Source organism: Plantactinospora sp. B24E8 (assembly GCF_039871735.1).
Lineage (GTDB): Bacteria > Actinomycetota > Actinomycetes > Mycobacteriales > Micromonosporaceae > Plantactinospora.
On sequence record NZ_JBDPMH010000025.1, the window covers coordinates 79,780 to 101,819 of the forward strand.

General features: G+C 71.1%; 12 protein-coding genes and 3 pseudogenes. 9 read left to right on the plus strand and 6 right to left on the minus strand.

Translation table 11 applies throughout. The features are described from left to right. The first annotated feature begins 87 nt into the window (after window positions 1-87). The 4 genes from ABGB21_RS27135 to ABGB21_RS27150 are packed head-to-tail and all read left to right on the plus strand — an operon-like array spanning window position 88 to window position 8,153. Window positions 88-1,590 carry a TIGR02677 family protein gene (locus tag ABGB21_RS27135; protein ID WP_347655625.1) on the plus strand — a complete coding sequence of 501 codons (1,503 nt, stop codon included), beginning with the start codon at window positions 88-90 and terminating at the stop codon, window positions 1,588-1,590. Next, window positions 1,583-2,803: a TIGR02678 family protein gene (locus tag ABGB21_RS27140; RefSeq protein WP_347655626.1), complete on the plus strand. Its 1,221-nt coding sequence runs from the start codon at window positions 1,583-1,585 to the stop codon at window positions 2,801-2,803. Before ABGB21_RS27135 ends, ABGB21_RS27140 begins: the two co-directional genes overlap by 8 nt. Continuing rightward, complete coding sequence (locus ABGB21_RS27145; protein ID WP_347655627.1) at window positions 2,800-6,897, plus strand: TIGR02680 family protein; 4,098 nt, start codon at window positions 2,800-2,802, stop codon at window positions 6,895-6,897. The genes ABGB21_RS27140 and ABGB21_RS27145 overlap by 4 nt, the downstream gene beginning before the upstream one ends. Further along, complete coding sequence (locus tag ABGB21_RS27150; protein ID WP_347655628.1) at window positions 6,894-8,153, plus strand: TIGR02679 family protein; 1,260 nt, start codon at window positions 6,894-6,896, stop codon at window positions 8,151-8,153. Before ABGB21_RS27145 ends, ABGB21_RS27150 begins: the two co-directional genes overlap by 4 nt. Window positions 8,154-8,292: 139 nt before the next feature. On the opposite strand, the gene ABGB21_RS27155 is transcribed toward ABGB21_RS27150, so the two are convergent. Then, on the minus strand, window positions 8,293-11,625 hold the full coding sequence (locus ABGB21_RS27155) for an endo-1,4-beta-xylanase (RefSeq protein ID WP_347680155.1): 3,333 nt from the start codon (window positions 11,623-11,625) through the stop codon (window positions 8,293-8,295). A gap of 463 nt (window positions 11,626-12,088) precedes the next feature. Here ABGB21_RS27155 and ABGB21_RS27160 point away from each other — a divergent pair, with 463 nt between their 5' ends. Then, entirely contained in the window at window positions 12,089-14,497 is a 2,409-nt protein-coding gene (locus tag ABGB21_RS27160) for a M14 family metallopeptidase (protein ID WP_347680157.1), read from the plus strand. A 90-nt stretch (window positions 14,498-14,587) separates the two neighbouring features. Here the strand turns inward: ABGB21_RS27160 and ABGB21_RS27165 are convergent, their stop codons facing one another. Continuing rightward, on the minus strand, window positions 14,588-15,295 hold the full coding sequence (locus tag ABGB21_RS27165; protein ID WP_347680159.1) for a response regulator transcription factor: 708 nt from the start codon (window positions 15,293-15,295) through the stop codon (window positions 14,588-14,590). Then, window positions 15,292-16,512 carry a sensor histidine kinase gene (locus tag ABGB21_RS27170; RefSeq protein ID WP_347655632.1) on the minus strand — a complete coding sequence of 407 codons (1,221 nt, stop codon included), beginning with the start codon at window positions 16,510-16,512 and terminating at the stop codon, window positions 15,292-15,294. Before ABGB21_RS27170 ends, ABGB21_RS27165 begins: the two co-directional genes overlap by 4 nt. Window positions 16,513-16,622: 110 nt before the next feature. Here ABGB21_RS27170 and ABGB21_RS27175 point away from each other — a divergent pair, with 110 nt between their 5' ends. Together ABGB21_RS27175 and ABGB21_RS27180 are read left to right on the plus strand one after the other, a co-directional pair. Further along, complete coding sequence (locus ABGB21_RS27175) at window positions 16,623-17,543, plus strand: ATP-binding cassette domain-containing protein (RefSeq protein WP_347655633.1); 921 nt, start codon at window positions 16,623-16,625, stop codon at window positions 17,541-17,543. Next, window positions 17,540-18,388 carry an ABC transporter permease gene (locus ABGB21_RS27180; protein WP_347655634.1) on the plus strand — a complete coding sequence of 283 codons (849 nt, stop codon included), beginning with the start codon at window positions 17,540-17,542 and terminating at the stop codon, window positions 18,386-18,388. The genes ABGB21_RS27175 and ABGB21_RS27180 overlap by 4 nt, the downstream gene beginning before the upstream one ends. Window positions 18,389-18,509: 121 nt before the next feature. Here ABGB21_RS27180 and ABGB21_RS27185 read toward each other — a convergent pair. Continuing rightward, a pseudogene (locus ABGB21_RS27185) lies at window positions 18,510-18,746 on the minus strand (chlorophyllase); the annotation flags it as partial. Between ABGB21_RS27185 and ABGB21_RS27190 the strand changes: the two are divergent. Then, window positions 18,746-19,149: pseudogene (locus tag ABGB21_RS27190) on the plus strand (TetR family transcriptional regulator); the annotation flags it as partial. The pseudogenes ABGB21_RS27185 and ABGB21_RS27190 overlap by 1 nt on opposite strands. Window positions 19,150-19,307: 158 nt before the next feature. After that, a complete protein-coding gene (locus ABGB21_RS27195; RefSeq protein WP_347680161.1) occupies window positions 19,308-20,756 on the plus strand; it encodes an RICIN domain-containing protein in 1,449 nt (482 codons plus the stop codon). Window positions 20,757-20,841: 85 nt separating this feature from the next. On the opposite strand, the gene ABGB21_RS27200 is transcribed toward ABGB21_RS27195, so the two are convergent. Then, entirely contained in the window at window positions 20,842-21,912 is a 1,071-nt protein-coding gene (locus ABGB21_RS27200; RefSeq protein WP_347680163.1) for a glycoside hydrolase family 43 protein, read from the minus strand. Window positions 21,913-21,936: 24 nt separating this feature from the next. Then, window positions 21,937-22,040: pseudogene (locus tag ABGB21_RS27205) on the minus strand (IS982 family transposase); the annotation flags it as partial.

Sequence of the window (22,040 nt, forward strand, 5' to 3'; positions counted from 1 at the left end):
ATTCCGCCACCCGGACCCCGTCCAGGCCCGCCCGCCGCCCCGTAGGCGGCGATGTTGCCGCTACCGGCAGTCGCCTATGCTGGTGCGGTGGGTGAGCCGGCGGAGGATCTGGGCCGCCTCGAGGCCTTCACCTACCTGACCGTGCCCGAGCGCGCGGTCTACCTCGCCATCATGCGCCGGTTCACCTCCTCCCTGATGACGGATCTCTCCGCTCAGCAGGTAGTCGAGGAACTCGCGGCCCAGGGCGTCGACCTTTCCCTCGACACCGCGGTCAGCCGGTTGAACCAACTTGTCGGCTGGGGCAATCTACTTCCGAGCTCGCACACCGTTCGGGTGAAGAGCATCGAGGAGTACCGGCGGGCCCGGTCCCGCTACCAACTGTCGCCGCTCGGGGAACGGGTACAGCGGCAGGCGGACGAGGTGCTGTCGAGCGTCGACGCCGCCCGGGAGATCAGCCGGGAGTTGCTCGGGCTGATCGCCAACGGTCTGGGCGACCTGGCGGACCGTCTCGAACAGCCGGGCGGCCTCGATGCCGCCACCGCCCGGGAGACGGTCGCCACGATCTTCGCCCAGTTCTGGACGTTCCGTGACTCGGTGCGCGACTTCTACGCGTTTCTCGGCCAGGTGCTGGCCCGGTACGACCTGGACAGCGCGGAGTACCTCGGGTTCAAGGACCTTCTGCTCGACTACGTCGAGTCGATCACGGAGGAGATCGTCCTTCTCGCGCCGCGGATCGAACGTCACCTGCAGCGCCTCTGGCCATACCTGCCAGGGCTGTTGGCGGGCCTGAACGACGGCGGACTGGCCGGCGCCGCCGCCGACCTCGGTGTCGCAGTACACCGCAGCCGAGGACACGACGTTGCCGACTGGACCGCTTTGCGTGCCTGGTTCAGCGACCTCGACGGTCGCAGAAGCGAGGTGACCCAGCTCCGGGAGGCCACCATGCGGGCCCTGCAGTCCCTGCTCGCCAACGCGAAACGGATGGTCCGCTCCACCGGGCACGGCGCGTCCCGGCGTCGGGAGCTGCTGCGCCTGGCGAACTGGCTGGACAGCGCCGACGAGGAGACAGCGAACGACCTCTACACGTCGGCGTTCGGGCTCTACTCCGCCCGGCATCTTGGCATCGCCGCCGATCCGCAGCGGGTAGTACCCGCGACGGCCAGCTGGTGGTCGAGCCCTTCGGTGCACGTTCCCGTCGCACTACGGGACCGTGGAGTCCGGGCGCCGCGCGGCCGTGCCGCCCGGATCGCCGACCACCGCGCGCAGCAGCAGGCACTGGTCGCAAAGGCCGCGGCCATCCACGAACTGCGGGTCGCGGCGGCGGCGGAACTGCTGTCCGCCGCGCCGGACCTGGGTGCCGTGTACCTGTCCAGTCCGGCCGTGCATCTTCTGCTCGAACTGATGGCGCAGGCCCTCGGTGCCGGCGATCCTCTGCTGGGCAACGCCGTCACCGTGGTCGTCGACCTGAGTCTGCGTTGCGAGCTCCTCAGCAAACCGCGGAACGTGCTGACCCTGCGCTCGCCCGCCGGGAACTTCACCGCCCAGGACGTCGACATCTCGATCAGTCGCTTGGTGGACGCCGGTGGCTGACGAATCCGACATCGCGTTGGCGACCGAGCGACGCCGGGCGGTACGAGCCCTGCTGGCCTCGCCGCTGCTGCTGACCGACAACGACGATTTTGCACTGGTCCGTCGGCATGCCGAGTGGTTGAAGAGCTGGTTCGGCAACTTCCTCGGTTACCGGCTCGTCGTGGAGGCGGGTTTCGCTCGGCTCTTCAAGCCGGGTCTGGGCCCGGGGCGGGGGAGACCGTTGCTGCGGGCGACGGGACCTTTCACCCCACGCATGTACGCCTACCTCACGCTCGCCGTAGCGGTACTGCTCACCGGACCGGAGCAGGTGCTGCTGTCACAGCTCATCGCCGACGTGCGGTCGGCGGCGGTCGAGGCCGGCATCGGACTCGGCGACGCGCAGCGTCCCACCGAACGCCGTGCGCTCAGCGCCGCGCTTCGGCAGCTGGTGTCGTGGCAGGCACTGCGCGAGGAACAGGGCACGGTCGCCAGCTTCGCCGACACCGACGACGCCGAGGCACTGCTCACCGTGAACCGCGACATCGTCGCCCATCTGATGGCCACACCTCCGGGACGGGCCGCCACACCGGCGGACTTCCTCCGGAGCGCGGCCGAGCCGGGTCCGGGCGGGCCACGACACAGCGTGCGGCGGCGGCTGGTCGAGGAACCGGTGACGTACCTCGACGAGCTGACCGCCACGGAGCGCGCCTGGCTGCGCCGTGAGCAGCGGCGTGACGAGCGGTCCTTCCTGGAATACGCCGGTCTGCAGGCCGAGCTGCGCACCGAGGGGGCGGCCCTCGTGGACCCCGACGAGGAACTCAGCGATGTGCAGTTTCCCGGAGTCGGCACCGTGGCCCAGGCCGCATTGCTGACGATCGGGATGCTGGTCGAGCAGGTACGCCCTGCCACAGGACAGCTGACGATCGGGGCACCCGTACCGGCCGACACCCTGGACCGGATACTTGCCGATCTGACCGACCGGCACGGCCGACGGTGGGCGGGCCGGTACGTCGACGATCCACTGCTGCTGCGAGAGGCGGTCATCGCGTTGCTGACCAGCATGGGACTCTTGGCGCGTTCGGCGCCCACCGTCGCCGACACCGACTCAGACGAGACAGTAGCCGCCGAACGTGCGGTCGACGCCCGTGCGGCCCGGGGCGAGGCACCCGCTGGCACCCTGGTGCTACTCGCGGCGGCGGCCCGCTACGCCCCGAACGAGGCGGTACGGTCATGAGCCCGGCGGCGGTGGCGGCCAGCCGGGCGGAGACCACGCCGGAACATCCGTACCGGTATCGGCTGTACCGGGCCGGGATCTGCAACGTCTGGCAGTACGACGACCAGGTGTTCCAGTTCGAGGGCGGCCGGCTGCTGCTGCGTGGTAAGAACGGCGCCGGCAAGTCGAAGGCCCTCGAACTGCTCCTGCCGTTCCTGTTGGACGGCGACGCCAAGCGTCTGGACGCCACAGGCGCCGGCCGTACCACCTTCCGCTGGTTGATGGGTGAGGGTGCCAGCGGGGTGAACCGGCAGGGGTACGTCTGGCTGGAGCTCCGGCGAGTCGACGAGCACGGTTCGGCACAGTTTCTGACGCTGGGGGCGATTGTTCGATGGTCGTCCTCGACCAGCGAGGCGCGACTCACCTACTTCATCACCCCGCTGCGTGTCGGTGTCGACGTCGACCTGGTGGTGGACCGGCAACCCGTGCCCATCGAGCGGCTACGGGAGATGCTGGGCGAGTCGGCCCTGCTGGGTAGCGCCCGGGACTACCGTGCCCGGGTGGGTCGTGAACTCTTCGGAATCGGCGACCCCGGCCGGTACCGCAACCTCGTCCACCTGCTGTACCGGCTACGCCGCCCCACCATCGGCGACCGGATCGAAGCCGGACAGCTCACCACCGAACTGGGCGAAGCACTGCCGCCGGTCGACGATGACGTGCTCGACCCGGTCGCGCACAACCTCGACGACCTGGAAACCGTCCGCTCCGATCTGGGCAGGCTGGAAGCCACGCATTCGGCGCTGGCCGACCTGATGACGGCGTACCGCGGATATCTTCGCGGCGAGCTGCGTCGTCGGGTGGCGGCGGTCGACGAGGCCCTGTCCCAGCTCCGCGCCCAACGCCGCCAGGCGGGCCAGGCGGAGCGGGAGGTCGCGACGGCGTTCGAGGCGGAGCAGGCTGCCGCGGCCGAGGTCGAGCGCTGGGAGCACGAGGGGCGGCAGGCTCGTACCGAACTCGAGGCGCTCCGTGACAGCGCGGCGTACCGGGCCGTTCAGGAGCTGGGGCAGCGCCGCATCGCGGTACGGGCACTCGAGTCGGCGGCCCGATCCGCCGCGCACGCGGTGGACGCCGACCGGCAGACGTACACCGATGTCGCGGCGCGGCTTGTCGCGGAGACCGAACGGCTGGCGGCCACCGTCACCGAGTTGCGTGAGGACCACCGACGCATCCGTGGGCTCGCCGCCGAGTCGGGCCTGGACACCGCGCATCTCGGCGCGGTACCGGAACTACGTCGTACCGGTGTGCCGGCGGCCCCCTCGACCCAGGTTGTCGACCACCGCCTGGCGGCGCAGGAGTTCGGCGAGCATCGGGTGCGGGTCACCGCGGCAGAAGAAGCGGTGCGCGCCCGACGGACGGCGGTCGCCGACGTACGCCAGCGACTGGACGAGGCGGACGCGGCCGCCGTCGTCGCCGCGCGGGCGGAAGCCGACCGCGACCTGCTCGACGGGCAGCAGGGCGAGACCCAGGACCGGTTGACCGAGGTGACGAACAACCTCGTCGCGGCCGGCGGTGTCTTCGCGCGCGCCGTGCAGGAATGGATGGCACTGCCGGTTCTGGCCGACGCGGATCTCGTGGCGGTACGGGAGGTACTGCTCGGCGACGATCCGCTGCGGGCGGAGACGCCGGCCGAGGTCCGCGCGGCCGCCGAGGCCGCCCTGGCACCGCTGCGCGCGGCGGCTGAGCACCGGCGCGACAGCCTCCGGTCCCGGCGGGCAGAGCTCCAGGCCAGCATCGACGAGGTACGGGAGGAGCATGGTCGGTGGAGTGCGATGAGCGATCCGGAACCACCCCGGTCCCGGTTCCGGACCGACGTCCCGGCGCGTCCGGGCATCCCGCTGTACCGGCTGATCGATTTCGCCGATCACCTTGACGATCGGCAACGGGCTGGGATCGAGGCGGCGCTTGAGTCGAGCGGCCTGCTCGACGGAGTGTTCACCGAGGGCGCCGCGCTGCGGGACGCGGTCAGCGGCGAGGTGTTGCTGCGCCCCGGCCAGCCCGTCGCCGCACCCACCCTGCAGGAGGTGCTGGTGGTGGTGCCCGGAGCGGAACACGTGACGGCTCTGCTTCGCAGCATCGGCCTCGGACCGGCCACGAGCGCCGGCAGCTGGATCGCCGACGACGGCCGGTGGCAGCTCCATGTGGCCCACGGCGCCTGGACCAAACCGGCGGCGGAGTACGTCGGCGCGGCCAACCGCCAAGCCCTGCGCCGGCGGCGCCTCGCCGACCTGCGGGAACGCCTCGAGACCCTGGCATCCCGCCTCGCCGATGTCGACCGACAGCTCATCGGCAACGATCGTGAGCGCGACGCACTGGCCGCGGCAATGCGCGTCCTGCCTGACGGTGCCGAGCTGGTTCGGGCCTGGGCACGTCGGGACGAGGCGGAGTCCGCCGTGCACCGGCTCGCCCGCCAGGCGGCGGACGCGAGGCGTCGGGCCCGGGAGCTCCGCCGTGTCGCCGACGACCGCCGGGCCGCCGCACGCTCCGCGGCCGAGGCCCACCTGCTTCCCAGCGAGCGGGACGGGCTGAACGACATCGACCAGCGTCTGCGACAGCTCTCGGCAGAGCTACCCCGGCACGCCAGGTCGATCGGACAGTTCGCCGGCCAACTCGTGCCGTACGAGTCTCTGATCCAGCGGCGCGTCGAGGCGGCCGATCGGGTCACCAGCACCGCTGACGAGGCTCAGCGGGCGGCCGAGGCCCACGCTGCCGCGCAACAGGCGTTCGCCGTGCTCGAACGGTCACTCGAAGCCGAGCCTGCGGAGATTCACCGGCAGGAGTCCGCTGCCGAGGAGCGTCTCCACGGGGCCGACAACCAGTTGCCGGCTGCCCGCCGCGTCCACGAGCACGCCCGGGACCGTCGGGTCCGGGCCGAGGAGGCGCGAGACCAGGCCCGCAGACTGCTGACCGACCAGGAGCAGGTCGCCCTGGCCGCCGGCACCGCTCTGCCTCGGGTGCTGACCCTGCCCGGCGTTGGTCCCGCGCTGGCGCTGAACCGCGACGTGCCGGTGGAGTTGGGCACGGGCACGCCACCGGAGCGGATCCGGCAGCTGGATCAACTGGCCAGCCTGCTCCGCGACCTACTCGGCCGGCCTCAACGGGACCTCAGCGAGAACGCCCTGCACCAGCGCTACAACGATGTGCGCAGCAGACTGCCCGGCGGCTTCGACCTCATTTGGGAGGACCGGGACGGGGTCAAGGTCATAGAACTCGCCGACGACATTGGGCAACACCCGGCCGCGGTGGCGACCGGGCGTCTCGGCGCGGAGCTGGAGCAGAAGCGTTCTGCGGTCGCCGAGCGGGAGCGGCACGCGTTCGAGCGTTTCCTTCTCGGTGAGTTGGGGGACGCGCTGGCGCGGCAGATCCGTTCCGCCGAGAGCCTGGTGTCAGCCATGAACGCCACCCTCGCTGGGGTCCGTACCTCCCACGGGCTCGGCGCCCGGCTGGTCTGGACGTTGAGAGACGACGCGGACGCGGACGTCCGTACCGCCGTGGCCCTGCTCAGGACTCCGCTCGAGCTGCGGAGCCGGGACAACAACGATCGCCTGCGGGAGGCGCTCTCCCGCCGGGTCGAGGACGCGCGACGTGCGGACCCGTCCGCCGGTTACGCCGTGCACCTGCGTACGGCACTCGACTACCGCAGCTGGTTCGGCTTCACGGTCAGGGTCACCGACCAGGCCAACCCGGACCGCGAACGCACTCTGTCCGCGCGTACCGCTATGTCGCAAGGCGAGCAGCGGGTGGTGTCGTACCTGGTTCTGTTCGCCGCTGCCGCCGCGCATTTCACCTCCGTCGGAGACGCGTATCCGCAGGCTCCACGGCTGATCCTGCTCGACGACGCGTTCGCCAAGGTCGACGAGCCGACCCACGGTCGTCTGCTGGGCCTGTTGGTGGACCTCGACCTGGACGCCGTGCTGACGAGTGAACGGCTCTGGGGCTGCTTTCCGGAGGTGCCGTCGCTGGGTATCTACGAATGCCTCCGCGATCCCACCCAGCCCGGCGTCGCCACCCTGCACTTCCGCTGGGACGGCCGCCGCCGCACAGTGCTCACCTCATGATCCCGGTTGGTGCGCTCCAGTACCTGCGGTCGCCCGGGCTGCGACCGCTGTGGACGGCAGTACACGCTCGGCTGGTACGCAACGGTCGAAGAGTCGGCGGACGGGTGACCCTGAACGGGCTCGGCGACGAGGAACGCGAAGCCCTCGGCCGGCTTCTTGGCCAGCCGGTCGGTGCAGCGCACACGGTCACCCTTGCCGACCTCGATCAGCGGCTCTGGACGAGCGCCGCAGGAACCGGGCTGCTCGGAGTGGTGGAAGCGGTCGTCGGTCCCATTCCCGACCTACGCGTCGACGCCGCGACGGAGCGGGCACGGCGGGCGCTGCTGCGGGACCACGCCGACGCCGCCCTGATCGCCGCCGGCCTGGGTGACCGTCCCTGGACGTCCGAGTGGCTGGATCGGCTGTGGCGGCAGGGACTACCGGCCCGGCTACCAGCGGCGGAGGTACGCCGGGTAGTCAGCCAGGCAGCCACGACACTCGGGCTGACCGTGGGCGAGCACGCGCGTACCTGGTCTCGCGGCGAGTTGGCTCAGCTGGTTACCGGTAGCGCGCACGGGCTCGACGATGACAGCCCACTGACCCGCCTCGTCCTGCGAGGGCTCGCCCTCGCCCTCACCGGTACCCCCGACTACCCGTCGGGCGCGGTGGAACGCCGGGCCCTCTGGGATGCCGCCGGGGTGGCCAGCGACACCGTCGCCACGACGGTGCTCACCTACGGACTGCGTCCCCCGGGCGACGGTTGGCTTCGGAGCCGTGCCGACGCCGGCGCCGAGACACACCTGACACTGCGGGAGATCCGCCGTCTCACACCCCTGCGGCTGGCCCCACAGACCGTCTACGTGTGTGAGAATCCACGGGTCCTTGAGGCTGCGGCGGAGGCCGGTTCCAGTACGGCGATCATCTGCACGTTGGGAAATCCCAACACCGTGACGTTCGCTCTGCTCGACACCGTCATGGCATCGCCGGACGTGCATCTGCGCTACCACGGAGACTTCGACTGGCCCGGCATCGCTATCGCCGACCGCGTCATCCGGCGCTACCGCGCCCAGCCCTGGCAGTTCACGGCGGTCGATTATCAGCGGGCCGTGGCACAGGCCGTCGAGCGGGGAACGCCGAGGCAACCACTTGCCGGCCGCCCGCTGCCGACCCCGTGGGATCCGGTCCTCTCCCAGGTTATGGCGGAGACCGCCACGGCGATCCACGAGGAGGCGGTGATCGAGAGTCTGCTCGCCGACCTCGGGTGCACCGCGCGGTAACCGTGCCGGGCCGGCCGGGGCGGGGACGGGTGGCCAGGACGTCAGCGGCGCGTCATGCGGCCGCCGGTACAGCTTCTCCAAGGAAGTGCTACCGGCGGCCGCAGTGGCCAACGACCTCAGTCGGCGGTTACCGGCGGGCTCACCAGTTGGCGCAGTAGCCGACGCTGACCGTGCTGGCGCCCGGCTTCAGGGTCCGGTTCCAGCCCACCCCACTGATCCGGTACGTGCCGTCTGCCTGGACCTGCCGCTGGAAGTTCCAGGCGTCGTAGATCTCGCCGTCGAGTTCGAGGTAGCCGTACCAGTCCACGGGCTGCCCGGTGGGGTTGGTGGCGACGACTGTCGCACAGTAGCCGCCGCCGCTGTCGGAGTCCCACCGGGTCATGTTCCGCAGCACGATGTCGACGTTGCCGGTGGTCGGGCCGACCAGCCGGCCCACGCCCCAACGGGCCGTGGCCTGGTAGCCGGTGCCGACCGGGTCGGCCCAGTTGCGGATCGCGGCACGGGCGCCGTCCGAGGCGTCGTTGACCTGGAAGTCCAGGCCGTGGAAGGTGTCCGGGCCGCCGTACTCCAGCAGGCTGATCGCCGCCTCGACGGTGTAACCCGTCCCGGTACGGACCGCCGCGCTGGTCAGCCGGCCCGCCTGGAACGCCTCGTCACCGGTGCCGAACGAGACGACGTTGTCGGCGTTGATCCGGATCTGGGTGTCGTCGTAGCGGTAGGGACCGTTCTTGGCGTTGCCCGCGTCGACGTAGATCTCCACCGAGTCCTGGACCCACGGGTCGGACCCGGAGACGTCCACCACCGGGTCGGCGACCTCGGCGAGCACGTAGAGCGTCCGGTCCCGCCACAGGGTACGGACCGTGGCGATCGCACCGTCCGTGCCGGAGACCTGCTTGGTGGTGGTGACCGCCCGGGCGTCGGCCCAGGCGTCCTCGACCGCACCGTCCACCTCCGGCGCCGTCCGGGCCTGGGTGACCTCCAGGTACGACAGCGGCTCGACCAGGGTCAGCGTGCCCACCGCCCCCGGGGAGTTCCAGCCGGCCGTCTCCCCGTTGTCGGCGACCCGGACGTCCAGGGTGCGGGTGTCGCCCTGGGCCGCCCCGGTCAGCGGCAGGTGGGCGACGACCGCGTAGCCGCCGTCCCGGTCGGCCGCCACCGCGGGTACGTCGCCGGTGCCGTCCCGCGCCACCGTGTACGTCCGGTCGGCCAGCACGAAACTGACCTCGTCACCGGCGGAGGCCGCGGGGTCGTCGACCGACACGTAGGCGGTCAGGTGGTCCGGGGCCCAACGCAGCTGGAACCGCGCCACCTCCTCGATCGGGTGCAACGGCAGCTGACGCCAGGTCAGGTCGGCGGTGGCCGCCCCGGTGAGGGCGACACTGCCGGCGAAGACGTTCGCGGTCCGCAGTCGCGCCGGCAGTTCCCCGTCGACCGCCCCGTGGTACGCGGGCTTGGCCCGGAGGCTGTCGTCGAAGACCAGCGGGGCGCCGTTGCCGGACCGCCAGGACCGGCCGTCGGTGAGGCCCCAGACGGTGACCACGGAGAGGTGGTCGGCGTACGCCCGGAAGATCCGGAACGCGTCCCGGAAGAAGTACCCCTGCTCGATCAGGTTCGCCTGGGTGACCGGGGTGCCGGTGGTGACGTCGAGTTCGGTGACCGCCTGGGTCACCGGCAGGTCCTCGAACGCGGCCAGCGCGGACTCGAGGCTGCTGACCGGGGTGGCCAGCGACACGTGGAACTGGTGGCCGACCCCGTCGACCGGCACGCCACGGGCGATCAGCCGCTCCACCAGCGCCCTGTACCGCGCCTGCTTGCCGCTCTGCTCGGTGTTGTAGTCGTTGATGAACAGCTTCACCGGGTCGGCGCCGGCGACCGCGTGGACGTCGTTGAACGCCTGGTCCGCGTACTGGAACGCGAGGTCGATGAAGTTCTCGCCGAGGATGCGGTACCACTCGCTGCGGCGCAGCCCGTCGGCGAACTCGCCGCTGTCGTTGACCACCTCGTTGACCACGTCGAAGGCGTTCACCGGGTTGGTGTCGGAGCCGAACGCCCCGTACCGCTCACTGAGCGACTCGGCGACCGCGAAGACGTGCGTGCGCAGCCGGTCGCGCAGGATCTGCTGGTCGGCGGCGGAGGTGCTGAGCGGGGCGCCGGCGGAGTCCTGGAAGAACCACGGCGGGGTCTGGCTGTGCCAGACCAGCACGTGCCCGTAGAGGCCGAGGTTGTTGTCCCGGGCGAAGTCCGTCAGCGCGATCGCCTGCTCGTGCGGGCGGAAGGTGCGCTCCGCGTCGTACCACGCCTCCGGCTTCATGTGGTTCTCCGGCGTGATGTTGGTGAAGTGCCGGGTCAGTAGCTGGGCGGCGGCGCCGACCGTCTCGCGGCTGTCGATCGCGACCCCGACCGGGAAGTCGGTGGTCTCGTGGATCGGGGTGAGGGTCTCGATGACCGGCGGCTGCGGCACCCGTACGACGATGTCGTCGACGAGGAGGTCACTGGTGTTCCCGGTCTCGCCGTCCTGCCAGCGGGTCTCGAGGTAGAGCAGCGCGCTGTCGGCGGCCGGCATCGTGAAACTCGCGGTCACCTCGGTCCAGCCGGTGTTGGTGATCCCGTCGAACTGGGCGAGGGTGCTGAACGACTGGCTGTCGCCGGCGGTGCTGGCCAGGCTGAGCCAGACCTGGTCGGTCGGCTGGCCCTCGGCGAACCGGAGCCAGGCGCTGAACTCGTAGGTCGCGCCGGTCTCGAACAGGCCGCCCACCTCCCGGCCGAGGCCGGCGCCCTGGTTGACCCGGTCGCTGACCAGGGCCGCGGCCGCGCCGCCGTGCGCGACGTCGGTGCGGGCGACGGTCGGGGCACCGGGGCCGCCGTCACGCGGACCCCAGCCGTCGAGCCCGTCCTCGAAGTCCGTGTTGATCACGACCGTGCCCGGCTCCGGGCCGCCGGTGCCGTCCGGTGTGGTGATGCTGACGTCGTCGAGCAGGTACGGCGTGGTGCCGTCGGCCTCGACGTAGAGGGTGGCCGAGGTCAGGCCGGCGGGCATCGTGTAGCTGCCGCCGATCCGTACCCAGGTGTCCGCGGTGGTGGTGACGTTGTCACCGACCCAGGTGTAGGTGTTGTCACCGCCGGCGGCCGGGGTGGCCTCCACGGTGAAGTGGACGCCCGCCGAGCCTTCGGTACCCGCCGGAAGTTTCGCCCACGCGCCGATAACGTACGTCGCGCCGGGTTCGAACAATGTGGTCACACTGGTCGCCGTCCCCTGCCAGTTCGCGGTGCGGTCGGTGACCGAGAGGCTGCTGCCGCTCTCCCGCCCCTCGGGCGCTGTGGCGAGCGTGACGGGTCCACGTGGAAGCCACGGGGCGTACGAGTCGGATTCGAAGTCGTTGCTCAGCACGACCCGGTCCGCCGCCTGGGCGGGCGTCGCCACGGCAACCGACCCGACCAGGCTGAGCAGGCAGGATGCCAGGAGTGCGGGCAATTTTCGGGATGGTGGACTCGAGCGGTCTTTGCGGCGCATGAAGGGGCTCCCTACCCGGGCGGGACGGCGCGTGGGTGGTGCCGGGAAACGTTCCGGCAGATCCAGACGCGCGAATGCTAACCGGGCGACGGTGGCTGGTCGAGACGCGCCGTCCGATCGGCTGACGGAGATCCGTCGGGTCGGGTACGACCCCGAAAGTTTCGGGGTCTCTGTCGTCGGGTGTTTCGGGGCCGGGCGTGCTGTCGGTGCGGGAACCGGGCGCCTGGCTCAAGTAATCCTCAAGATCCGCTTCACCTGGTCCGTCGCCGCGAGAAATGCACATACGCTCACCTGCACCCCGCCCGGCCGCGGCCGGGCCGGCCACGGTACCAACCACAGGCCGCAAGAGAAGGAGGGGAGAATGCGACGTACGCGATCGCGTATCGCGCTTCTCACGCTGTCCGCCCTGGTAGGAAGCGTTCTCATGGCAACCCCGCCGGCAGGTGCGGAGCCCGGCACCGCCACGGCGGGTCCGGCACGGTCCGACCTGGAGGGTCAGGATCCGGTACGCCTGGTACGCGTCCAACTGACCGGCGCCGACATGCTGGACAAGGTGGCCGCCGCCGGCTTCGACCTCGAGCACGGGCTCCGGCGGGTGCCGGCCGGCATCGAGGGCCGGGCGGTGGTGACCGCCGCCCAGATCGCCGAACTGACCGCGATGGGCGTCGAGATCCTCGGCGACGACGAGGGCTTCGTCTGGAGCGACGAGGCCGACGGCGGTCTCCGGAACTCCGGGGCGCGGTACGCCCAGCCGGCCGCCGCCGCCCAGGCGACGGTACGGGTCGTCCGCGCCGACTGGTTCACCACCAAGGGCCAGGGCTTCCTGTACGTCGAGGCGCGGACCACCGAGGGGCAGCAGGCGGACCCGGTCGTCGGGATGCAGGTGGAGAACAACTCGGGCCGGGGGACGCCGTTCGACTTCGCCCGGACGATGAGCCGGTTCGTCGACTCCGGGCAGTACATGTTCCACCGGGACCTGTTCAAGCTCGACAAGCGACCGAGCCAGATCCGGGTCACCAGCTCGACCGGTGGGGTCGCGGTCGGCGACGTCTCCGACTGGCTCGAGGACGCCCCGCCGCCGCTGACCGAGAACCAGGGCTACCGGTACGACTTCGTCGACGGCTACCGGACCCCGCAGCAGCTCTACGCCCGCGCCCACGAGATCGCCCGGCAGTACCCGCAGATCGCCGAGATCATCTACCTGCCGAACCGGACGAACGGCTACCAGCGCAAGGCGCAGGCCACCATCGGCGGCACGGGCGAGTCCGCGGTCGTGGTCAGCTCGGCGGCCTGGGGACACGAGGGCGGCAACGACGTCACCGTCGAGTTCGTGGACCGGTCGGAGGCGGATCTCCCGCTCGGCGTCGAGGTGAACGGCACGGCGGTCCGGGTGCTGCTGGCCACGGACGCCGCCGGTGCGCCCGCGAGCACCGCCACCGAGGTGGCGGCGGCGCTGGAGAGCGGCTCCCGGGGGCTGGTCGACCGGGCGCACCCCTACCGCACCAACGCGGGCACCGGGATCGTCGCGCCGACGTCCGGTCCGGTCGCGCTGACCGACTTCCTGGACCAGAAGCGGGTCGGGGCGCCCGAGGGTGAGGTGCCGCGCGGTCCGGCCACCATCCCGGTGCTGCGGATCGGCAAGCACCGCGACGGCCGCAAGCCCGGCGTGCTGATCCAGGCGCAGGACCACGCCCGGGAGTGGGTGCCGGCGACGACGTCGCTGGAGTCGGCGGAGCGGCTGGTGCACAACTACAAGACCGACCGGGAGACGAAGAAGATCGTCGACAACACCGACGTCTTCTTCATCCTCTCCAACAACCCGGACGGGGCGAACTACAGCTTCTACAACTTCGCCTCGCAGCGCCGGAACATGACCAACCACTGTCCGGACGCGAACGCCGACCCGGCCCGGCGCAACTCCTGGGGTGTCGACCTGAACCGGAACTACCGGGTCGGGTCGGGCCACGACGGCTACTCGGGCGCGTCGACCAGCTGTGTCAGCGACACCTTCCAGGGGCCGGAGAAGCTCTCCGAGCCGGAGGCGAAGAACATCATCTGGCTGGTCGAGCGGTACTCCAACATCAAGTTCATGATGTCGGTGCACTCCAACGGCGGCCAGCTGTTCTGGCAGCCCGGGGCGTACATCGCCGACGGTCGGATCACCACGCCCCGCCCGCCGCTCGGCGACGAGGCGTTCTACTGGCAGTCGGCGGCCCGGATCCTGTCGCAGGTCAAGGCGCACCGGGAGACCGTGGTGACGCCGGAGAACGTCGGCGGCTCGTCGGACGTCCTCTACTCCTCGGCCGGCAACGTCCGCGAGGACCTGTACCACACGTACGGGATCTACGCCTTCGGCTGGGAGGTCGGCGGTTCGGTGTACAACCCGACGACCGGCAACTGGCAGGGCGGCTCGTTCCAGCCGCCGTGGGACGGGGATCCGGCACTGGTCAGCGGCCACGCCGAGACGATGGAGTACGCCAACGGGATCATGGAGATGTTCCGGGTCGCGGCGGAGTGGGGCAAGGACAAGAAGGACCCCACGTCCCGGCTGCTGCCCGGCGGCGGAAAGTACTCCGGTCCGGTCGACGTCCGGTTCGAGACGAACGAGCCGGCGACGATCTACTACACCACCGACGGCAGCCGGCCGACCCTGCAGTCGCCGCGCTACGAGGCGACCGAGTTCCGGGAGCCGGGCCAGGTGTTCCACGTGACCGAGACGACGACCTTCAAGTGGTTCTCGGTCGACGCGGCCGGCAACGTCGAGCAGAACTACGACCCGACGAAGAAGCACGGGCGCGACCGGTACCGGACGGCGACGGTCACGATCCGCTGACGCCAGCCTGCTGACCACTGCCCCGTCGGTGCGGTTCCACCCGTACCAGCGGGGCAGTGTCGTGTCCGCCGACGGGCCGCGCCGAAGAGCTCAACGCGGCTCGGGGCTCACCAGACCGGTCTCGTACGCGGTGATGACCAGCTGTGCCCGGTCCCGGGCGGCGAGCTTGCTGAGCAGACGTCCGATGTGGGTCTTCACGGTGCCGAGCGTGACGTACAGCTGTTGAGCGATCTCCGAGTTGGACAGCCCTCGGGCGACCAGGGACAGCACCTCACGTTCGCGTTCGGTGAGCACGCCCAGGCTGGGCGACGGGCCGGCGACCGGTCGGCCCTGGCGGGCGAACGTCGAGATCAGTCGCCGGGTGACCCGGGGGGCGAGTAGCGCCTCACCGGCGGCGACCACCCGGATGCCGGCCAGCAGTTCGGCCGCCGTGCCGTCCTTGACCAGGAATCCGCTGGCCCCCGCCCGCAGCGCGGCGTAGACGTACTCGTCCAGGTCGAAGGTGGTCAGGATGAGCACCCGTACCGAGGAGGTGTGGGGATCCGCGCAGATCCGTCGGGTCGCCTCGATCCCGTCCATCTCCGGCATCCGGACGTCCATCAGCACCACGTCCGGCTGGTGGTGCCGGGCCAGCCGGACCGCCTCGGTGCCGGTGCCGGCCTCACCCACCGCGACGTAGCCCGGTGACACCTCGAGCAACGCCCGGAAACTCTCCCGCAGGAGGCTGTGGTCGTCGGCGAGAAGCACGCCGATGTCGCGGACGGACTGTCCGTCCGGGTCGGACGACGGATCCGTCATGCGGGCTCCTCCACGGGGTCGTACGGGATCTCGGCGACGACCTGGAACCCGCCCTCCGGCCGCGGACCCGTGCTCAGGGTGCCGCCGTACATCGTCACCCGCTCGCGCATCCCGATGAGGCCCTGCCCGCCGGTCGGCCGGCCGGCCGACCGGGACGGGCGTCCGTCGTCCAGGACCTCGATGTGTACGCCGCCGTCCCGGCCCCGAACCGTCACCTGGCAGTGTCCGGCGTTCGCGTGCTTGACCACGTTCGTGAGCGACTCCTGGACGATCCGGAAGACGGTGAGGTCGACCGCCGGGGGCAGCGTGTCGGCGCCGTCCAGCCGCAGGTCCAGCCGGAGCCCGGCGGAGCGTAGCCGGTCGGCGAGGTCGGACAGGTCGGCGGTCCCGGGGGACGGGCTGAGGTCGACGGCCGGGTCGTCTTCGGAGCGCAGCACGTCGAGCACCCGGCGGATCTCGGTGAGCGCGGACCGGCTGGTCCGCTCGATGGTCACCAGGGCGGCCCGCGTCTCGGCCGGCCGCTCGTCGGCGATGTGGTTGGCGACGGTGGCCTTCACCGCGATCAGGCTCATGCTGTGCCCGACGATGTCGTGCAGCTCCCGGGCGATCCGTAGCCGCTCGGCGGCGACCGCGTCCCGGGCGAGTCGGCGGGCCAGGCCGGCCTGGACCGTCCGGCGCCACCGGAGCAGCCGGCCGACCACCCAGGCCGTGGTGAGCAGCACGGCGACCGTGCCGACCTCGACCTGCCACCACAACGGCACCTCACTACCGGGCGCGTCGGCGGTGCCGATCCCGGTCCGGTGGTAGAACCACGTTATGGTGACCGCCGGCGCGACCAGGCCGCCGGCGAGCGCGACGGTCGCGACGACCGGGCCGGCCGAGGTCGCCACCGTGTAGAGCGCCAGCACCACCGGGGCGTACGTCACCCAGATGACCCCGGGTCCCACCACACCGAACGCGGTCGCGGTCGCGGCGACCACCGTCACGCCGCCGAGCACCGCCACCGGCCAGCGGCGGCGGACCGCCAGGGGCAGCGCCACGGCGGCACCGGTCAGCCAGACCACCCAGGCCGGGCCGGTGAAGGAGGGGCCCGGCGGATCGAGGGTGGCGTGGATCGCCAGGTACGCCAGGACGCCGGCGACCGCGGTGTCGACCACGGTGCGGTGTACCTCGGATCCGGCAGCCGGCGCCGGGACGGGACCCCGTCTGGAACCCATGTGCCCACCGTATAGCGGCGACGGCCGCAGGGGATCCGACCGTGGTCGGACACGGGTTTCCGACCGTGGTCAGACGCGGCTGGACCCGCACCGCTGGAACCATTTCCGCCATGATCCTGGTGAGGGAACTGTCCAAGCGGTACGGACCCACGCCGGCGCTCGACCGGTTGTCGTTCGAGGTCCGTCCGGGTGTGGTGACCGGCTTTCTCGGCCCGAACGGGGCGGGCAAGTCGACCACCCTGCGCATCCTGCTCGGCCTGCACCGTCCGACCTCGGGGCAGGCGTTGATCGGCCATCGCCGGTACGACCAGATCCGCCACCCGATGCGTGAGGTGGGTGCGGTGCTCGACGCCGACGGCGCCCACCCCGGCCGTACCGCCGTCGGGCATCTCGCCTGCCTGGCCCGCAGCAACGGGATCGGCCGGGCCCGGGTGTCCGAGGTGCTGGAGCAGGTCGGCCTGGCGGGCGTGGCGGACAAGCGGGTCGCCGGGTTCTCGCTCGGCATGCGGCAGCGTCTCGGGATCGCCGGCGCGCTGCTCGGCGACCCGGGCGTGATCGTGCTCGACGAACCGGTCAACGGCCTGGACGCGGCGGGCATCCGGTGGATCCGTTCCACCCTGCGGTCGCTGGCCGCACAGGGCCGTACGGTGTTGCTCTCCAGCCACCTGATGAGCGAGATGGCGCTCACCGTCGACCGGGTGCTGGTCATCGGTCGGGGGCGACTGCTGGCCGAGACCTCGGTGGCGGAGCTGCGTGGCCGGTTCGCACGTGACGTGCTCGTCCGGTCGCCCCGGACGGCCGAACTCGGTCGCCTCCTGACCGGTCTCGGCGCGACCGTCACCGGCACCGACGACGGCGGTCTGGTCGCGGTCGGCGTGGACGCGCCCACGATCGGCGACGCGGCGGCGTCGGCGTCGATTCCCCTGCACGAACTGACGCCACGCGGCGCCACGCTCGAGGACGTCTACCTGGAGTTGACCAGCGAGGCGGTCGAGTACCCGGCTACCACGGAGAGGACGGCACGATCATGACCATGGTCTGCGGCGGCCCGACGACGGGGGAGACCGGCGGCGGGTCGCCACCGGTCGTGTCCCGTGCGCGGGTGTTCCGGGCCGCGTTGGCCGCCGAGTGGTGGAAGCTGCGGACCGTCCGGTCGACGTACGGGTTCCTCGCCGCCGCGATGCTGACCACGCTGCTCGGGCTGCTCGTCCTGTTCCTCCTGATCCGGTCCTTCGACCAGGCGACAGCGGCGGAGCAGGCGGACTTCGAGACGGCCGACCCGACCGTGGCGGTCATGCCGTTCGTCGGGTTTTTCGTCGGGGCGATCGGCGCCATGGTGGTCACCGCCGAGTTCCGGACCGGCGCCATCCGTCCGGGCCTGCTGGCCGTGCCGCAGCGGCGGATCCTGTTGGCCGCGAAGGCCACGCTGGCCGGCGCGGTGAGCCTGCTCAGCGGACTGCTGTTCGGACTGTTCGCCTTCGCCTGCGCGATCCTGCTGCTGGGTGACCGGCCCGCACCGCTCGACCCCTGGCCGACCTGGACGGACGCGCTGCCGACGGTGTTCTGCGCCGCGCTTGTCGTGATGGTCACCAGCATCGTGGCCCTGGGCCTGGGTTTCGTGCTGCGCTCGACCGCGTCGACACTGGTGACCCTTGGCGCGCTTGTTCTGGTGGCGCCGGCATTCGCGCACTTCCTGCCGACGACGTGGCACCTGAGGCTCAGTTCGGTCCTGCTGCCGAACCTGGTCCCGCAGCTCACCGGCGCCGACCACCCGTACCTGTTGTCGCCCGCCGGCGCGGTCGCCGTCCTGGTCGGGTACGTGGTCGTGGCGCTCGGCGCGGCGACGCTGCACTTCGGCCGGCATGACGTGTCCTGATCCCACCCGCCGACAGCCCGGCCGGGTGGCTGGTTCCTGGCCGACCGCCGCGCCGAAGACCTCGGCGCGGCGGTGCACGCGGCGGCCCGACCCGGCCGTCGGACCGCCGCGCCCCCGTGTCTCAGCGGGATTCGACCCGACCCAGCGGATGGGTGCCGGTCCGCAGTTGGGCGCTCGCCGCCGTCCAGGCGGTGTCCCCGGGGTAGAGCACGCTGCGCAGGTAGGCCGAGCTGAGTCGCTGGATCAGCGCGACGCGTTCGGGACTCTCGTCGGTGGTCTCCGCGGCGTGGGGGCCGACGATTCCGCCCAGGGAGTGTTCGGCGCCGAAGAGGGTGAGCAGGCTCTTGGGACCGGGGCTCCGGCGTGGATGCCCCGGTACGGGACATCGCCGCCCGGGCCGGCGTCGGGGTCGGGGTCGGGGTCGGGGTCGGTACCATCTGCCGCCACTTCCCGACCCGGGCCGACCTTGTCGTGGCCGTTTACCGGCACCAGGTCGAGGCCTGTGCCGAGGCCGGTTCGGTCCTGCTGGCGACCAGCGACACCCCGTACGCCGCGCTGGTGCGGTGGATCGACCTCTTCGTCGACTTCCTGGTCACCAAGCACGGCCTCGCCGAGGCGATGCAGTCCGACGAGGCCACCTTCGGGAGCCTGCACGCCTACTTCCTCGACCGCCTCGTCCCGGTCTGCACCCGGCTGCTCGACGCCGCCGCCGTGGCCGGCGAGATCCACGCCGACCCGGCGTCCAAATATGGAAGATCGTGAATGATTTGGCCCGGGCTGTGGCGCCGCCGGGGCGCGGTCGTCTACCAATGGGACCACCCGAACAACCGTCGCCTGCCGGCAGCGCGCCACCACCACACCGGGCCGTCCCCCGTCCGACGCCGCGACGGTTCCGTCCGTTTTCGGAAAGGACCCCGCAGTGAGACGCGACAGGCGACTCCACACCCTGGTGGCGGCGCTCACCACGACCGCGGTCGCGGTCGTGCTGACCACCACGGTGACCACCACCCCGGCCGGGGCGGCACCGGTCACCGTCACCAACGGCACCCAGTTCACCGACACCAACGGCAACGTGCTGCACGCCCACGGCGGCGGTGTGCTCAAGGTCGGCGCCTACCACTACTGGTTCGGTGAGAACCGCAACCCGGACAACACCTTCCGGGCCGTCTCCGTCTACCGCTCGACCGACCTGCGCACCTGGGAGTTCCGCAACAACGTCCTGACCCAGTCGTCCGCCGCCGAGTTGCAGGTCGCCAACATCGAACGACCGAAGGTCATCTACAACGCCAGCACCGGCCGGTACGTGATGTGGATGCACAAGGAGAACGGGTCGAACTACAGCGAGGCGCGGGCGGCGGTCGCCTCCTCGGCCACCGTCGACGGCGCCTACACCTACCACGGCAGCTTCCGGCCGCTCGGCCAGCACATGTCGCGGGACATCACGCTCTACAACGACAACGGCACCGCATACATGATCTCGGCCGCCGACGAGAACTACGACCTGCACATCTACCGGCTCACCCCCGACTACCTCGGGGTGGCGGGCCTGGTCGGCAACTTCTGGAACGACGCCCACCGCGAGGCACCCGCGATGTTCAAACGCGGCAGCACCTACTTTCTGCTGACCTCGGGGGCGACCGGCTGGAACCCGAACCAGGCCCGGTACGCCACCGCGTCGAGCATCTCCGGCCCGTGGACCGGCTGGACCAACGTCGGCAACTCGACCACCTTCAACTCCCAGCCGACGTTCGTGCTGCCGATCCAGGGCACCTCCACCACCAGCTACCTGTACATGGGCGACCGGTGGGCCGGCGCCTGGGGCGGCCCGGTCGGCGACTCGCAGTACGTCTGGCTGCCGATCAGCTTCCCGTCGGCGACCAGCATGAGCCTGAACTGGTATCCGTCGATCACCATCGACGTGGCGGCCGGCACCGTCGTCGGCAACGCGCCCACGTACCACCGGATCACCAACCGCAACAGCGGACGGGTGATGGACGTGGTGAGCAGCTCCACCGCCAACAACGCCGAGGTCAAGCAGTACGCCTGGAACGGCGGCGGAAACCAGCGCTGGGAGTTCCAGGACGCCGGCGGCGGCTACCTCCGCCTGGTCAACCAGAACAGCGGCAAGTGCCTCGACGTCGCCTCCGCCTCGACGGCCGACGGGGCCAACATCATCCAGTACACCTGCGGCAGCGGTACCAACCAGCAGTGGCAGTGGGTCGCCGTCGACGGCCACCACCAGCTGCGGGCCCGGCACAGCGGCAAGTGCCTGGACGTGGTCAACCGGGGCACCGCCGACGGCGCGGACATTCAGCAGTACGCCTGCACCGGCGGTACCAACCAGCAGTGGACCCGTACCCAGTCCTGACCACGCAGTCCCGACCGGGGGCCCGCGCCCTGGCGCACCGTGGGTGTGGCGCCCGCGGTGCACCGGGCATCGGCCGTCGCCCGGCTCAGGAGGTCAGCCGGAAGGTGGCGTCGTCGCGCCCCCGCGCGTCGCTGATCAGGTCCAGCCGGAGCAGGAAGTTGTTGTGCCGGATGTGCCGGTCGGGATAGTTGACGGACCGGAACGACACCCAGGAGGAGTTGGCGAGCCCGGCGACCTGACGGAACGAGGCGTCCTCGGCGAACGTGGTCGTGCCGTCGTGGGCGTCCAGCCGGAAGTCGAAGCCGTAGTGGCGCAGGTAGTGGTTCGGGAAGTTGACGGACTGGAAGGAGATCGTGCCGGCGCCGCCGGTCAGCCCGGGTACGAGCCGGAACTGGGCGTCCTGCTCCGGGCTGACGTTCGCATCGAGGCGTACGTCGTAGTCGGCGTGTCGGACGTAGCGGTCCTGGTGGCTGTAGGCCTGGATCCGGTTGACCGCGGTGCCGCGCCACCGGGCGAGCACCCGGTTCTGCTCGGCGGCGGTCAGGTTGAGGATGGAGCCGTGGCGTTTACGGGTGCCGCCCAGGTGGTAGGACCCCGACGCCGGGATCCGGTAGCTGCCCGGACTGGACGGGTTGACCGTCAGGACGGGCAGGTAGCCGCGACCGGAGGCGTACTGGTCCAGATAGAGCGTCCACTCGTCGCGGTTGTTGAACCGCAGCCACATCGGGCCCTCGACCTGGGCACCGGTCAGTCCGATGGCGGCGAGGTCGCCGAGCCTCGTCCACGGTCCGAGGACCGAGTCGCTGCCCTCGATGGTGATCTGGTCGTCCCGGGAGGCGCGGACGTAGCGGTGGTTGCCGACGCCCGCCGGGACCTCGACGATCTGGGTGTCGATGGTCTCCTGGCTGCCGCCCCGGTCGATGTACACCTGCGGCGTCGTGATGCTGCGGAAGTTCGTCGTCCGCGCGTGGTAGACGCGGTGCTTGAACACCCCGTTCAGGGTGGCCTTGGTGGCCCAGTAGAGGACGTAGTCCCCGGTGGCCGGGTTCCAGATCGCCTCGGGCGCCCACGCGTTGCGTCCGTCCGGGATCGTGCCGGCGACGTTGAGCAGCCACGGCGCCGACCAGGTGACCAGGTCGGCGGACTCCCACACCACGAGACGAGTTGTTCCGAATCCCGGTCAGTGGTCGTAGGCGATCAGTGACCGGGTGACGGGTGCACCGGTCTTGTTGTTGTGCCAGATCGCGGCGGTCATCGCGAGGAGGCGTTGGGCCACCCGTACGG

Coding starts and splice junctions, on each gene's coding strand:
- ABGB21_RS27145 (WP_347655627.1), top strand. CDS start 2,800: ATGAGCCCGGCGGCGGTGGCGGCCAGCCGGGCGGAGACCACGCCGGAA.
- ABGB21_RS27150 (WP_347655628.1), top strand. CDS start 6,894: ATGATCCCGGTTGGTGCGCTCCAGTACCTGCGGTCGCCCGGGCTGCGA.
- ABGB21_RS27160 (WP_347680157.1), top strand. CDS start 12,089: ATGGCAACCCCGCCGGCAGGTGCGGAGCCCGGCACCGCCACGGCGGGT.
- ABGB21_RS27165 (WP_347680159.1), bottom strand. CDS start 15,295: ATGACGGATCCGTCGTCCGACCCGGACGGACAGTCCGTCCGCGACATC.
- ABGB21_RS27170 (WP_347655632.1), bottom strand. CDS start 16,512: ATGGGTTCCAGACGGGGTCCCGTCCCGGCGCCGGCTGCCGGATCCGAG.
- ABGB21_RS27175 (WP_347655633.1), top strand. CDS start 16,623: ATGATCCTGGTGAGGGAACTGTCCAAGCGGTACGGACCCACGCCGGCG.
- ABGB21_RS27180 (WP_347655634.1), top strand. CDS start 17,540: ATGACCATGGTCTGCGGCGGCCCGACGACGGGGGAGACCGGCGGCGGG.